The sequence below is a fragment of the Frigoribacterium sp. Leaf8 genome (genome assembly GCF_001421165.1).
GTDB lineage: Bacteria > Actinomycetota > Actinomycetes > Actinomycetales > Microbacteriaceae > Frigoribacterium.
The window spans coordinates 898,429-913,044 of the sequence record NZ_LMKB01000005.1; the positions used below are offsets into that span (position 1 = coordinate 898,429).

Here is a 14,616-nt window from a genome sequence, read left to right on the forward strand (position 1 = left end):
GGGAATCAGCACGACGCACGTCGGAATTGAATCCGACTCGCCAAGTGTACCCCAGGTCGGCTCCGGAACACCACGTCGTCCGGCCGCCACGCGCGCGCGGCCCGCCCTTGCCCGGTGGGACCTCCGGAGTAAGGTCGTCGGCGCGGCTCCGAGCCGCGGTTCACGCAACGACGCGAGAGGACTTCCGATGCTCGACGGCACCGACGACCGACCCACCGAAGGACGCACCTTCGCCCCGCCTGCCGACTTCGCCCGGACGGCCGTCGCCGGCTCGGACCTCGCCGGACGAGCCGCCGCCGACCGCCTCGCCTTCTGGGGCGAGCAGGCCCGCGAGCGGCTCACGTGGGACCGGGTCCCGACCGAGACGCTCGACTGGTCGGACGCGCCCTTCGCCCGGTGGTTCGCCGACGGAACGCTGAACGTCGCCTACAACTGCCTCGATCGTCACGTCGAGGCAGGGCACGGGGATCGCGTCGCGCTGCACTGGGAGGGCGAGCCCGGCGACGCCCGCTCGGTGACCTACGCCGAGCTCACCGACGAGGTCAAGCGCGCGGCGAACCTGCTGCTGTCACTCGGCGTACAGGCGGGCGACCGCGTCGTCGTCTACCTCCCGCAGATCCCGGAGGCCGTGGTGACCATGCTCGCCGTGGCCCGGATCGGGGCGGTCCACTCGGTCGTCTTCGGCGGCTTCAGCGCCGAGAGCCTGCGCGCGCGCATCGACGACGCCGGTGCCCGCCTGGTCGTCACGGCGGACGGAGGCTGGCGCAAGGGAGCGGTCTCCCCGCTCAAGGCCGCCGTGGACGAGGCCCTGGCGGTGGACGGCGACTCGACGGTCGAGCACGTCCTCGTCGTCCGACGAGGCGGCAACGACGTCGACTGGACCGACGGCCGCGACGTCTGGTGGCACGACGCGATCGAGACCGTGGACGCCGAACACGTCGCCGAACCGTTCGAGGCCGAGCACCCGCTCTTCATCCTGTACACGAGCGGCACGACCGGGAAGCCCAAGGGCATCCTGCACACCTCCGGGGGCTACCTCACGCAGGTCGCCTACAGCCACTCCGTCGTCTTCGACCTGCACCCCGAGACCGACGTCTACTGGTGCACGGCGGACGTCGGCTGGATCACCGGGCACAGCTACGTCGTCTACGGCCCGCTCGCCAACGGTGCGACGCAGGTGCTCTACGAGGGCACCCCCGACTTCCCCGCACCGGGCCGCTGGTGGGACCTCGTCGAGAAGTACGGGGTGACGATCTTCTACACCGCGCCGACGGCCATCCGGGGCTTCATGAAGTCCGGGAGGGAGATCCCGGCGGCCCGCGACCTGACGTCCCTGCGCCTCCTGGGGTCGGTCGGCGAGCCCATCAACCCGGAGGCCTGGCTGTGGTTCCGCGAGGTGATCGGCGCCGGCCGGACGCCCATCGTCGACACGTGGTGGCAGACCGAGACGGGTGCGCAGATGATCTCGGCGCTGCCGGGTGTCACCACCACCAAGCCCGGATCGGCCCAGACCCCCCTGCCGGGCATCTCGGTCGACGTGGTCGACGACCACGGCACCCCGGTGGCGAACGGCGAGAGCGGCCTCCTGGTCGTGTCCGAGCCGTGGCCGTCGATGCTGCGAGGCATCTGGGGTGACCCCGACCGCTACGTCGAGACGTACTGGAGCCGCTTCGGCGACCGCTACTTCGCCGGCGACGGTGCCCGCCGCGACGAGGACGGCGACATCTGGCTGCTCGGCCGGGTCGACGACGTGATGAACGTCTCGGGTCACCGTCTGTCGACCGCCGAGATCGAGTCGGCCCTCGTGTCGCACCCGATCGTCGCCGAGTCGGCGGTCGTCGGTGCCGCCGACGAGACCACCGGTCAGGCGGTGGTCGCCTTCGTCATCCTGCGGAACAAGGCGAGGACGACGCAGACCCCCGAGGAGGCGGTGGCCACCCTGCGCGCGCACGTCGCCCACCAGATCGGCGCGATCGCGCGACCGCGCACCGTGGTGCTCGTCGACGAGCTGCCGAAGACGCGCTCGGGCAAGATCATGCGCCGCCTGCTGAGGGACGTGGCGGAGGGCCGCGAGGTCGGCGACACGACCACGCTGGCGGACACGTCGGTCATGTCGGTGATCACCGCCGAGATGCGCTGACCCCGGCGCGACGACGGCCCCTCCTCGTCGAGAGGAGGGGCCGTCGTCACGACCGGACGAGGAGGCGCGTCAGCGGACCTCGAGGACGAGTTCGACCTCGACCGGCGAGTCGAGCGGCAGCACCGCGACCCCGACGGCGCTCCGGGCGTGACGCCCGGCCTCGCCGAAGATCTGGCCCAGGAGGTCGGACGCGCCGTTGATCACCCCGGGCTGGCCGGAGAAGCCGGGATCGGAGGCGACGAAACCGGTCAGCTTGACGACGCGGAGGACGTCGTCGAGCGAGTCGAGCACCGTCGCCGCGGCGGCCAGGGCGTTCAGCACGCAGGTCGCGGCCAGCGCCTGCGCGTCGGCGGGCTCGACCAGCCCGTGACCGTCACCCACCTTGCCCGTGGTCGGCAGCCGACCGTCGACGAACGGCAGCTGCCCCGCCGTGTAGACGAGCGACCCCGTGCGGAGGGCAGGGACGTACGAGCCCGCGGGTGCCGCGACGGGAGGGAGGACGAGACCGAGCTCGGCCAGGCGCTCGTCGACCGTCGTCATCAGGCGTCCTGCCGAGGGCGCTTCAGCCACGCGACGGGACCACCCTCGGGCCCCTGGGTCACCTGGACGAGTTCCCATCCGTCGGAGCCCCAGTTGTTGAGGATCGCCGTGCTGTTGTGCACCAGCAGGGGCGTCGTCGTGTACTCCCAAAGGACCATTTCGGCTTCCGTTCAGCTTGAAAATCGGCGATGTCGCTTACCCTGATCCTATGTCTGCCCAAAAATCGAAGCCCACGTCAGCCATCGGGGCACTCTTCGGATTCGTCGGCTTCAGCGTCCTGGCCGGCCTCCTGGTGACCATCGGCGTGACACCGGCCATCGCGGTCGCCGGCATGACGGCCTCGAGTTCGATCGGCGTCTTCGAGTCGATCCCCGAGTACATCGAGATCGGCAAGCTGCAGCAGCGCAACACGCTGTACGCGACCCAGGGCGGGCAGCAGGTCCCCTTCGCGACCCTCTACAGCGAGAACCGCGTCGAGCTCTCGTGGGACGAGGTCAGCCCGAACCTCAAGACCGCCGTCGTCGCCGGCGAGGACCGTCGCTTCTACGAGCACGGCGGCGTCGACGTCACCTCGCTCGTGCGCGCGGCCGTGGGCTCCGCAGGCGCCGGCGAGTTGGGCGCGAGCGGTGGCGGCTCGACCCTGACGATGCAGCTCGTCCGCAACATCCGCATCGCGCAGTCGCAGCAGCTGCCGACGGCGGACGAGCGCGACGCCGCCTACAAGGAGGCGACCACCACGACCCTCGACCGCAAGCTGGAAGAGATGAAGTTCGCGATCGGGCTCGAGAAGAAGTACAGCAAGGACGACATCCTCCTGGCGTACCTCAACATCGCGTACTTCGGCGACCAGACCTACGGCGTGCAGGCCGCCGCCCAGCACTACTACAACAAGAGCGCGGCCGACCTGACGGTCCCCGAGGCCGCGAGCCTCATCGCGATCGTCCAGTACCCGGACTCGCGCAACATGTCGACGCCCGAGAAGTACCCGGCCAACAAGGCCCGGCGCGACGTCATCATCAAGTCGATGCTCGCCGAGAAGGACATCGACCAGGCGACGGCCGACGCCTCTCTGGCCACGCCCGTCGAGAGCTACGTCGTCCTCACGGCGCCCACGCAGGGCTGCGGCGCGGTCACGGTCCCCTCGGCCGCCTACTTCTGCGACTACGTGAAGAAGAGCATCAAGGACCTCGCCGTCCTGGGCTCGTCTCCTGAGGAACGCCAGGCCAACTGGAACACCGGTGGTTACGACGTCTACACGACGCTGAACCTCGACCTCAACGAGAACGCCAAGGCGCAGGTCGACAAGTACGCTCCGGCCAGCGAGGCCAACTTCCAGCTGGGCAGCGTGGTCGACAGCGTCGAGGCCGGTACCGGCCGCGTCGTCGTGATGGCACAGAACACCACGTTCTCCGAGACGTCGAGCCCCGACCGCACCCTCACCTCGGTGAACTACAGCACCGACCGGGACTACGGCGGATCGATCGGCTTCCAGCCCGGTTCGACCTACAAGCCCTTCACCCTCATCGACTGGCTCGAGCAGGGGCACGGCATCTACGAGAGCGTCAACGCCAAGCCGCGGACGTTCAACATGACCATCGACGGCAGCCGGGGCAACAAATACGCCCCCAAGAACGACGCGGGCGAGCAGCCCGGCCAGATGAGCGTCGCGGACGCGACGGCCAAGTCGATGAACACGGCCTACGCGGCCATGGCCGAGAAGCTCGACATCGCCGACATCAACGGCGTCGCGAAGAAGCTCGGCGTTCACCGTGCCGACGGGGGCGAGATGCACGACTTCGCGTCGTCGATCCTCGGCACCGCCGACGAGATCGCGCCGCTGACCATGGCGACCGCATACGCCGGGATCGCCGCGGGCGGCGTCTACTGCTCGCCGATCATCGTGGACAACATCAAGGACGACAAGGGTGTCGACCTCGGCGGCCAGCCGCAGTCGTGCAGCCAGGTCGTCGACCCCCAGGTCGCCGCGGCCGCCGCGGTGGCCATGCAGGGCCTCTGGCGGAACGGCACCGGCGTCGGCGGCCTCCCGGCGGACGGCTACCCCGAGATCGGCAAGACCGGCACCACCGACCTCAAGGACCAGATCTGGATCATCGGCGCGACGTCGAAGATCGCCACGGCCGTGTGGCAGGGCGTCGCGGACGGCCCCAAGAAGAGCCTCCGCAGCTACAACTCCCCCAACCTGGCCGGCTCGACCAGCTACGCGACGGCCCGCGTGCAGTACTTCAAGGCCGTCCAGAGCGTCAACAACACCGTGTACCCGGGAGGCGCGTTCGGCGAGGCCTCGGGCGCGGTGCTCCGCGGTTCGGGCGTCGCCGTGCCCGACATGGCCGGCACGACGCCCTCGGCCGCCCAGGCGCTGCTGAGGGGCGTCTCCCTGGTCTACGCGGACGGTGGCACCCAGCCGTCGGCCCTGCCCGCGGGTCAGGTCATCGGCTCGGACCCCGCCGTGGGCAGCGTCGTGTCCAAGGGCACGACCGTGAAGGTCTTCACCAGCGACGGCAGCGGCGCAGCCGCGGTCCCGGACGTGACCCGGCAGAAGGTGGGCGACGCGGTCAAGTCGATCGGCGGAGCCGGGTTCGACGCGTCCAAGGTGTCCATCGCGGGCTTCACGCCCGGAGACGGGAAGAACGCCTGCCAGGTCGCCTCGACGAATCCTGCCGCCAACACGTCCGTCGCGAAGGACTCGGCCATCGGGCTGACCGTCTACGGCGACAGGGACGGCAACGACCCGGGCAACTGCGCGTGAGCCCACGGAGCACCGGCGGGCCGAGCGCCCTCCAGACGACGGCCGTGACCGCAGCAGCGGGCGCGGCCGTCGGCCTCGGGGCGCTGGCCTGGGGCGTGTTCGTCGAACGCAACCGGTTCACCGTGCGGCACGAGGTGTTGCCCGTCCTCGAGCCCGGCTCCCGGACGCTGACGATCCTGCACCTGTCCGACCTGCACCTCGCACCCTGGCAGGCCGAGAAGCAGGAATGGATCCGCGGCCTCGCCGTGCTCGAACCCGATCTCATCGTCAACACGGGCGACAACATCGGCCACGAGGACGCCCACACCGCGCTCGAGTACGCCCTCGAGCCCTTCCGAGGCGTCCCCGGGGTCTTCGTCAACGGCTCCAACGACTACTACGGACCCTCTCCCAAGAACCCCCTGGCGTACTTCGGCGGCCCGAGCAAGGCCCACCGCACGCCCGTCGACCTCGACGTCGACCGGATGCAGTCGTTCTTCACCGACCAGCTCGGCTGGCTCGATCTGAACAACAGGGCCCGTGCGCTAGAGATGCGAGGCTCGCGACTCGAACTCTTCGGGGTCAACGACGCCCACCGCGGCTGGGACCGCCTCGACCGCATCCCCGGTGCCCTCGACGACCTCCGCGAGAACGTGGGCTGGCAGGACGACCACGGTGGGCCCGACCCCATCAGCATCGGCGTCACCCATGCGCCGTACCAACGCGTGCTCAACTCGTTCGTCAACAACGGTGCCGACGTCATCTTCGGCGGGCACACCCACGGCGGACAGGTCCAGGTGCCCGGCTACGGTGCCCTCGTCACCAACTGCGACCTGCCGCGCAGCAAGGTCAGCGGTCTGACGACCTGGAGCCACGCCCGCAAGACCGCACACCTCGAGATCTCGGCCGGTCTGGGCACCTCGATCTACGCCCCCGTGCGGTTCTCGTGCCGCCCCGAAGCCGTGATCGTGACCCTGACGGCCTGAGCACGACCGGAGTGACACGAGCAGGCCCGAACATGGGCTATTCTTGTCAGGTTGCTTCACGTGAGAACGCGAAGACATCGGGGTGTGGCGCAGCTTGGTAGCGCGCCTCGTTCGGGACGAGGAGGTCGTGGGTTCGAATCCCGCTACCCCGACCACAACAAATGGCTCCACCTTCGGGTGGAGCCATTTGTTTTTCTGTGCTCGTTGGTTCGCCCTGCGGGCGACACGAATCGGCGACACGAATCGGCGCCACCTTCGGGTAGGGCCGGTTTCTTCTCGTGTTCGCCGCTTCGCCGGTTCGCCCTCGGGCGACACCGGTCAGGCGAGGCGGCCGCCGGACTCGGCGAGATAGCAGGCGCCGCAGAGCGACTCGTACGTCACCTGCTGACCGTCGATGGCGACCTGGTCGCCGTCGAACACGAAGCGGTCACCGACCGTGCGCGCCGTGAAGACCGCCTTGCGACCGCAGCGGCAGATCGTCTTGAGTTCTTCGAGAGAATGGGCCACCTCGAGCAGCCGCCGGCTACCGGGGAAGGCCACCGTGCGGAAGTCCGTCCGGATGCCGTAGGCCAGCACGGGGACGTCGTCGAGGATCGCGATGCGCAAGAGGTCGTCGATCTGGTGGGGCGCCAGGAACTGCGCCTCGTCGACGAGCAGACAGGCCAGGCTCGACCCCGTCTCGGCCCGGACCGCGTCACGGCGGGCCGAGAAGACCTGGCGGACCTCGTCGTCGGGGGCGAAGGTGACGTCCGCGGCCCGGGTCACGCCCAACCGCGAGACGATGGCGTCGTCACCCTTGGTGTCGACGCCCGGCTTGGCGAGCAGGACCCGCTGACCGCGTTCTTCGTAGTTGTAGGCCGCCTGCAGCAGAGCCGTGCTCTTGCCGCTGTTCATCGCGCCGTAGCGGAAGTAGAGCTTGGCCACTACTGCAGGTAACCGTCTTCGGCGGCCCGACGGATGAGCTCGGACTTCTTGCTGGCCGGACGGTTGGCCTTGGCGTACTTCTCGCGGACGCGCCGGAGGAAGGTCTTCGCCGTCTCGTACTGCACGTTCATCTGCGCGGCGACCTCGTTGGTGCTGAAGCCCGAGACGTACAACCGGAACGCCTCGGCCTCGCCGGCGCTGAGCTTGGGCCGGGTCTGGTTCGCGGCGCCGGCCGGCAGGGGACGCCAGTCGCGCTGCGGGGAGTTGTCGCGGGCGACGCCCATGACCTGGCGGGCCGCGTCCATCACCTCGCGCATGGGCAGGGTCTTCGACAGGAACGCCGACGCTCCCGCCTCGAGGGCACGCTCGCGCGACTCGCGGGTGTCGAGACTGGACAGCACGACGACCTTGGCCCCGGCGGCCCGGCAGGTGCGCACGCGGGCCTCGATCGAGACGGGCTCTTTCAACTGGAAGTCGAGGAAGACGAGGTCGGTCGGGAAGTTGTCGCTGTGCACCAGCTGCAGCCAGGTGTGCGCCGTCAGGACGAGGTCGAAGTCGTAGGCGTTGACGTTGATCCAGCTGCTGAGGCTGTCGAGGAGCACCTCGTGGTCGTCGAGGATCGCGAGCCGGACGCGGCGAGCGGGCGGTGCCTCGGAACCCGGGCCGACGGTGGCCCAGGAAGGTGATGCGACGGGCCTCCCGAAGCCCGGACGGTGGGACGAGCGGCCGCTCGGCTCAGTGCTGGTCATAAGAAAACCTTAGTGTCAGAAGCGACGGCGCCCGGTCGACCCGCAGGTCGCCCGAGACGAGGCGCAGCACGGTCAGACAGGGGGCGAGCGACCGTCGTGCGGCGACGGCCGAGCCCCCTGACTCGAGCTCGATTGTGATGCCGACCCGCGCCTCCTCGGCCTCGAGCACGACCCGGAGCGAGCGGACGTCGGCGGCCTCGACGTCGTCCACCGTCGCGACGAGGGCCCAGAGGGCGGTGCGGTGCTCGGGGCCCAGGAGATCGGCGAGCCGATCGGGGTCGACGACCTCGGCGGGCACCCGGCGGCCGGGTGCGGCGAGACGCCGGGCCAGCCACGTCGCGTCGGCGTCGGCCACCAGGGAGGCGCGCAACGCGTCGGCCACGCGCCGGGCCTCGTCGGCGTCCCCCTCGACGATCCGGCCGGATTCGACGAGCCGTGCGAAGAACGGCACCACCTCGCGGTTGAGGACCGTGACACGGTCCTGCTGGACCGACCGGGCGAGGGTCACCCTGAGGTCGTCGGTGCTGGCCCTCCGGAATCCCGTTGCCCGCGAGACCCACCCCTCGACATGGGCCACGAAGACCCCGGAGAAGGTCGCCGACGCGGCGGTCAGGGCGAGCAACGGGGTGAGGGCGACGACGACGTACGACGCGGTGGGCACCGGTGTGACGAAACCCGGCGCCTCGACCAGGACCACGAGGGCGAGGACCACGGCCACGGCGCCTCCGGCGGCGAGGATCTCGCGTGCCGAGCGGTACGGGGCCACCCCGAGCAGGAGCACCCCGGAGACGATCCCCGCCCAGTCGTCCCGGACGAAGGGATTGCTGCCGGAGGTGGCCAGGGCGGATAGGACACCCGCCACCGCACACGTCGCGGCGACGCACCAGAGCGCCCGCGGCCCGAACGGTGCCCGCAAGGGGCCGGCCGACACGACGAGTGCGACGCCACCCGCGGCCACGGCGACGAGTGCACCGACCGCGGCCCCCGGCGAGGACACGTCGGAGGCCCGCATCAGCGTGCCGACCACGGCGACGAGCAGGGCGGCGAGGGCCGCCCCGAAGGTGATCGGTCGGGCCGCCAGGGCGCCGAGGGGGTCGACCTGCTGGGGTGATCGATCGGAGGCGCGCCCGAGGGCACGAGGAGGGGCGGGGAAGGTCACGCGGGCACCCCGTCCTCGGTGGCGACGTCGCCGACCACCGGCGCCCCGGCGGCGAACGGGACCCGCAGGACGATCGACGTCCCGCTGCCGGGGGACGACCAGACCTGCACGTGACCGTGGACGCGTGCGAGACGGCCCTCGACCGAGGCCGTCAGTCCGAGACGGTCGGGGGCCACCGCCGCCGTGTCGAAGCCGACTCCGTCGTCGATCACCATCACGGTGAGGTCGGTGCCGTCGCCGAAGACGACGAGCTCGGCCCGGTCGACCCCGCTGTGGCGGCTCACGTTCACGAGGCACTGTGCGACCGCCAGGCCGAGGGCGTCCCCGGTGACGGGGTCGAGGCGACCGACGGCCGAGACGTCGCCGGTCACGGCCACCTCGAGGCCGCCCGATCGCGACTGCTCGACGGCCGCGTGCAGTCGGCTGGCCTCCCAGCCGTCGGCGGCCGTCACGGCGGCCTCGGAGGGCACCGACCCCGGTGAGAGCCAGTCGCGCCCCACGAGGAGCTCGAGATCGGCCGCGATCGACCGCGCGGTGTCGGGCGACAGAGGACCGGGGCGGGCGGTGGCCACGGCCGCGAGATGCCCGAGGATCGTGTCGTGGACGAGGGCCGCGGCCTGCTGCTCGATGTCGACACGGATGCCCTGCACCTGCTGCTCGAGTGCGGACCGGTGCAGCCGCGGCTGAGCCGACCGCGCGCGTCCCCGCGACGCCTCGGCGTGACCGGTCACCACCGCGACCAGGACGAAGGCCAGCAGGGCGGTCACGTCGAGCCGCAGGGAGGCCCCCGTGTGCCAGGTCGCCAGCTGCGTGGCGAGCTCGCCCGCCGCGTAACCCGCCGCAGCCCAGAGGAGACCCCGGCGGGGCCCGACGGCGGTGCTGCCGACCATGATGAGGGCGATCTTGGGCAACGAGAGCGAGAACGCGTCCGACGCCTGCACCGCCGCGACCTGCGAGAAGAGGGTGACGGCGTACCAGTAGAGGGCGGCGGTCCCGACGATCAGGTAGGCGAGGTGGGCCGTCGTGGACCGCGTGCGCTCGACCACGACGAGCAGGACGACCATCGGGAGGAGCGAGACCAGAGCGGGCCAGAGCAACAGATCGGGCGTGGCGGCCTGTTTCGTGAGCAGGAGGGCAGCCGCCGCCGCGAGGACGGTGGCCGCGATCGCGTGGCAGGCCCTCGACACCGAGTCGCCGAGCGCCGTCGGCGCCAGGTGGGCAGGGAGGCCGAGCAGCATGGGGCCTCCTCGGCTCGTTCGTGGTCAGGACAGATCATGACAGAAGCCGGACCTGGGCTGTACCCCGACATGTGGGGCCAGTGCGGGTGTCGCGCAGGCAGAGCGCTTCTTCTTGTGCCCCGTTCTGGTCGAGCGGGGCACGACACCCCGTGCCGATGACCTCTGGTCCTCGGAGGCTCAGAACAGTCGCGGCTGTGATCGGGCCCCGCCCGGCAGTTCGTGGGCGATGAGGGCGCGCGGGACCGCGGAGTCACCGGCACCGGCACCGACGGCCAGGTCGGGGATGTCCGCCAGGCCGCCCGTCCCAGCGGCAGGGGCCGCGCCGGTGCCGTTGAGGCCCATCAGTCGCAGGGAACGCGCGCTGTCGTCGAGTGCGGCGGAACGCATCGACCCCGTGGCCGGGTCGGCCCGCCCCTTCTCTAGGCCGTACTCGCGCAGCAGGGGCCGAAGCCGTGCGGCCAGCCAGGAGCGGTACCCCGTCGGGGCGTAGGTGCCCTGGGCGTAGAGCGCACGGTACTTGCCCACGAGTTCGGGGTGCTCACGCTCGAGCCAGGCGAACCACCACTCCTTGACCCCGGGCTTGAGGTGCAAGGCGCTGTACATGACGCTCGACGCGCCCGAGTCGCGGACGGCGGCGAGCGCGGCGTGCAGGTGGTCGAGGCCGTCGGTGAGGTAGGGCAGCACGGGCATCATGAACACCGAGCAGGACAGCCCCAGCTCGCGGGCCGCGGAGACGGTGGCCAGGCGGGCCGCCGTCGTCGGCGTGCCCGGCTCGACCGACTGCTGCAGGTCGTCGTCGTAGACGGCGATCGACATGGCCAGGTCGACGGGCACGTGCTGCGCCGCCTCGGCGAGCAGGGGCAGGTCGCGCCGCAACAACGTGCCCTTGGTCAGGATGCTGAAGGGCGTGCCCGAGTCGGCGAGGGCGGCGATGATGCCCGGCATGAGCCGGTACCGCCCCTCGGCGCGCTGGTAGGGATCGGTGTTCGTGCCGAGCGCGACCGGGTGGTGCTGCCAGGTGGGGCGGTGCAGCTCACGCGCGAGCACCTCGGCGACGTTGACCTTGACGACGATCTGCCGGTCGAAGTCGTCGCCGCCGTCGAGGTCGAGGTACTCGTGGGTGGGGCGGGCGAAGCAGTACACGCACGCGTGGCTGCAGCCCCGGTAGGGATTGATCGTCCACCCGAACGGGAGGGCCGAATCGCCACCCGGCACACGGTTGAGGGCACTCTTCGCGACCACCTCGTGGAACGTCACCCCCGCGAACTCGGGCGTCGTGACGGAGGTGATCAGGTTGTTCAATCGCGCCAGACCGGGCAGCGCCGAGGCGTTCTCGGTGTCGACCGCTTGCTCGGACCATCGCATTCCCCCATTCGAACACATGTTCGAACCAGGGTCAACCCGAGGCCCGCAGCACGGGGACGCGAGGCCCGGGGCGAGGCGTCAGGCGTGGATGTGCAACACCTCGGCGGTCGCCCCGATGGTCGACGCGGCCCGGCATTCGTCGGACGAGAGGTCGTCGCCGTACGTGGGGATCATGGCGTTGAGCCGGGGCTTCCACGCCGCGATGCGGTCGGGGAAGCACCGCTCGAGCACGCTGAGCATGATCGGCACGGCCGTGGATGCCCCGGGGGACGCACCGAGCAGGCCCGCGATGGTGCCGTCGCCCGCCGTGATGACCTCGGTGCCGAACTGCAGCACCCCGCCCTTCTTGCGGTCCTTCTTGATGACCTGCACGCGCTGACCGGCCGTGATGCGATACCAGTCCTTCGGGTCGGCGTCGGGCATGAACTCGCGGAGAGCCTCGAACTTGGTCTGCTTGCTCGCCGCCAGTTGCCCCACGAGGTACTTGACGAGCGAGAGGTTGGCGAGCCCGGCCCGGATCATCGGGTAGAGGTTGTGGGCACGGATCGACGCGAAGAGGTCGAACATCGAGCCGTGTTTGAGGAACTTCGGGCTGAAACCGGCGTAGGGCCCGAACATCAGGCTGGCCTGCCCGTCGACGACGCGCGTGTCGAGGTGCGGCACCGACATCGGGGGCGAGCCGACGGCGGCCTTGCCGTAGACCTTGGCCTGGTGTTTGCCGACGATCGCGGGATCGTCGCAACGGAGGAACTCGCCGCTGACCGGGAACCCGCCGAAGCCCTTGATCTCGTCGATGCCCGACTTCTGCAGCAGGTGCAGCGCTCCCCCACCGGCACCGACGAAGACGAAGCGCGCGTCGACGGTCGTCGGCGTGCCACCGACCTGCTTGCGGAGGGCCACCCGCCACGTGCCGTCGGCGAGCTTCGTGAGGTTCGTGACGCGGTGGTCGACCTCGAGGATCGCTCCCTCGCCCTGCAGGTAGGTGAGGAGGAGGCGCGTGAGGGACCCGAAATCGACGTCCGTGCCGGCGGCGATGCGCGTCGCCGCGATCGGCTGCCCCTTCGCCCGTCCCGGGATGAGGACCGGTGCCCACGACCGGATGACGGACGCGTCGGTGCTGAACTCGAGCCCCTGGAACAGCGGGTGCTCACGCAGGGCCTCGTGGCGCTTGCGGAGGTACTCGACGTTCTTCTCGCCCCAGACGAAGCTCATGTGCGGGGTCGAGTTGATGAAGGCGTCCGGCTGCGGAAGAGCCCCCTCGGCCACGAGGAACGACCAGAACTGCCGTGACACCTGGAATTGCTCGTTGACCTTGACGGCGCTCGACGTGTCGATGGTGCCGTCGGAGCGCTCGGGCGTGTAGTTGAGCTCGCAGAGGGCGGAGTGGCCCGTGCCCGCGTTGTTCCAGGGGTTGCTCGACTCGAGGGCGACGTCGCCCAGCGCCTCGTAGATCTGGATCGTCCAACTCGGCTCGAGCTGCTTGATCATGGCACCGAGGGTGGCACTCATGATGCCTGCCCCGATGAGGGCTACGTCGACGGGCTTCTTCGCATCGGTCACGACGTCAGTCTAGGCCCGGCCCCCTCGGCGACCCCGGGTGGCCGCCGGAGCACGACACCCCGGTGTCTCGATGTCGAGAGACCGGGGTGCGACGCGTCGCCGGCCCCTCGGGCGACCGGCGTCGACGGATCAGGCGACGGCGCGTTCGGCGGCGACGAGTTCGGCGATCTGCACGGCGTTGAGCGCCGCACCCTTGCGGAGGTTGTCGTTGCTGATGAAGAACGCGAGCCCGCGGTGACCGGGGACGCCCTCGTCGTGCCGGATGCGGCCGACGAAGCTGGGGTCGGCTCCCGCCGCCTCGAGCGGGGTCGGCACGTCGGTGAGGACCACCCCGGGGGCGTCGCGAAGGAGTTCTTCCGCGCGCTCCGCCGTGATGTCCGAGGCGAACTCGGCGTTGATCGAGAGCGAGTGCCCCGTGAAGACCGGCACCCGGACGCACGTGCCGCTGACCAGCAGGTCGGGGCGCTCGAGGATCTTGCGGCTCTCGTTGCGCAGCTTCTTCTCTTCGTCGGTCTCGTTCGTGCCGTCGTCCACGATGCTGCCCGCGAGCGGGATGACGTCGAAGGCGATGGGACGGACGTACGTGACCGGCTCGGGCAGGTCGACCGCGCGACCGTCGTGCACGAGGCCGATGGTGTCGCCCTCGATCGCGGCACGCGTCTGCTGCAGCAGCTCGTCGGCCCCGGCGAGTCCGCTGCCCGACACCGCCTGGTAGGTGCTGACGACCAGGCGCTGCAGGGTGGCCTCGGTGTCGAGCACCTTCAGCACGGGCATGGCCGCCATGGTCGTGCAGTTGGGGTTGGCGACGATGCCCTTGACCGCCTCGCGGAGGGCGTGGGGGTTGACCTCGCTGACCACCAGGGGCACCTCGGGGTCCATGCGCCAGGCGCTCGAGTTGTCGATGACCAACGCGCCGGCCGCGGCGAACCGTGGCGCGTGGGCCCGCGAGCCCGTCGCGCCCGCCGAGAAGAGCGCGATGTCGAGACCCGCGGGGTCGGCCGTCTCGACGTCCTCGACCACGATGTCGACACCGCGGAACGGCAGGGTCGTGCCCGCCGACCGGGCGGTGGCGAAGAAGCGGATCTCGGCGATCGGGAAGTCGCGCTCGTCGAGCAGCGTGCGCATGACCTTGCCGACCTGTCCGGTCGCGCCGATCACGCCGACGCGCAGTCCTTCGGCCATGGGTGCCTCCTGGGTTTCGGTGGTGCG

Annotated in this window: 12 protein-coding genes and 1 tRNA gene; 4 read left to right on the forward strand and 9 right to left on the reverse strand. The window is 70.5% G+C overall.

The window, feature by feature from the left end:
* Positions 1-187 precede the first annotated feature (187 nt).
* Positions 188-2,140: an acetate--CoA ligase gene (gene acs, locus ASL10_RS08880; RefSeq protein WP_056046458.1), complete on the forward strand. Its 1,953-nt coding sequence runs from the start codon at positions 188-190 to the stop codon at positions 2,138-2,140.
* A gap of 69 nt (positions 2,141-2,209) precedes the next feature.
* On the opposite strand, the gene ASL10_RS08885 is transcribed toward acs, so the two are convergent.
* Both ASL10_RS08885 and ASL10_RS16345 read right to left on the reverse strand, forming a co-directional pair.
* The gene (locus ASL10_RS08885; RefSeq protein WP_056046459.1) at positions 2,210-2,680 is read right to left on the reverse strand and encodes a RidA family protein; all 471 of its coding nucleotides are present in this window, start codon (positions 2,678-2,680) and stop codon (positions 2,210-2,212) included.
* A complete protein-coding gene (locus tag ASL10_RS16345) occupies positions 2,680-2,838 on the reverse strand; it encodes a hypothetical protein (protein WP_167599048.1) in 159 nt (52 codons plus the stop codon). The genes ASL10_RS08885 and ASL10_RS16345 overlap by 1 nt, the downstream gene beginning before the upstream one ends.
* 50 nt (positions 2,839-2,888) lie before the next feature.
* On the opposite strand from ASL10_RS16345, the gene ASL10_RS08890 reads away from it, so the two are divergent.
* From ASL10_RS08890 to ASL10_RS08900, 3 genes are all read left to right on the forward strand, one after another.
* The gene (locus tag ASL10_RS08890) at positions 2,889-5,447 is read left to right on the forward strand and encodes a transglycosylase domain-containing protein (protein WP_082460303.1); all 2,559 of its coding nucleotides are present in this window, start codon (positions 2,889-2,891) and stop codon (positions 5,445-5,447) included.
* A gap of 44 nt (positions 5,448-5,491) precedes the next feature.
* The gene (locus tag ASL10_RS08895) at positions 5,492-6,412 is read left to right on the forward strand and encodes a metallophosphoesterase (RefSeq protein ID WP_157485350.1); all 921 of its coding nucleotides are present in this window, start codon (positions 5,492-5,494) and stop codon (positions 6,410-6,412) included.
* A 78-nt stretch (positions 6,413-6,490) separates the two neighbouring features.
* Positions 6,491-6,567, forward strand: a tRNA-Pro gene (locus tag ASL10_RS08900).
* Between the two features lie 163 nt (positions 6,568-6,730).
* Here the strand turns inward: ASL10_RS08900 and ASL10_RS08905 are convergent.
* From ASL10_RS08905 to ASL10_RS08935, 7 genes are all read right to left on the reverse strand, one after another.
* A complete protein-coding gene (locus tag ASL10_RS08905; protein WP_056046465.1) occupies positions 6,731-7,336 on the reverse strand; it encodes a thymidine kinase in 606 nt (201 codons plus the stop codon).
* Entirely contained in the window at positions 7,336-8,085 is a 750-nt protein-coding gene (locus tag ASL10_RS08910) for a response regulator (RefSeq protein WP_082460304.1), read from the reverse strand. The genes ASL10_RS08905 and ASL10_RS08910 overlap by 1 nt, the downstream gene beginning before the upstream one ends.
* Positions 8,072-9,244, reverse strand: a complete 1,173-nt coding sequence (locus ASL10_RS08915; protein ID WP_056046467.1) for a hypothetical protein — start codon at positions 9,242-9,244, stop codon at positions 8,072-8,074. Before ASL10_RS08915 ends, ASL10_RS08910 begins: the two co-directional genes overlap by 14 nt.
* Positions 9,241-10,482: a sensor histidine kinase gene (locus ASL10_RS08920; protein WP_056046468.1), complete on the reverse strand. Its 1,242-nt coding sequence runs from the start codon at positions 10,480-10,482 to the stop codon at positions 9,241-9,243. Before ASL10_RS08920 ends, ASL10_RS08915 begins: the two co-directional genes overlap by 4 nt.
* Positions 10,483-10,659: 177 nt before the next feature.
* On the reverse strand, positions 10,660-11,847 hold the full coding sequence (locus tag ASL10_RS08925) for an Rv2578c family radical SAM protein (protein ID WP_082460305.1): 1,188 nt from the start codon (positions 11,845-11,847) through the stop codon (positions 10,660-10,662).
* A 78-nt stretch (positions 11,848-11,925) separates the two neighbouring features.
* On the reverse strand, positions 11,926-13,356 hold the full coding sequence (locus ASL10_RS08930) for a malate:quinone oxidoreductase (protein ID WP_056047726.1): 1,431 nt from the start codon (positions 13,354-13,356) through the stop codon (positions 11,926-11,928).
* A gap of 180 nt (positions 13,357-13,536) precedes the next feature.
* A complete protein-coding gene (locus ASL10_RS08935; protein WP_056046469.1) occupies positions 13,537-14,589 on the reverse strand; it encodes an aspartate-semialdehyde dehydrogenase in 1,053 nt (350 codons plus the stop codon).
* Between the last annotated feature and the right edge of the window lie 27 nt (positions 14,590-14,616).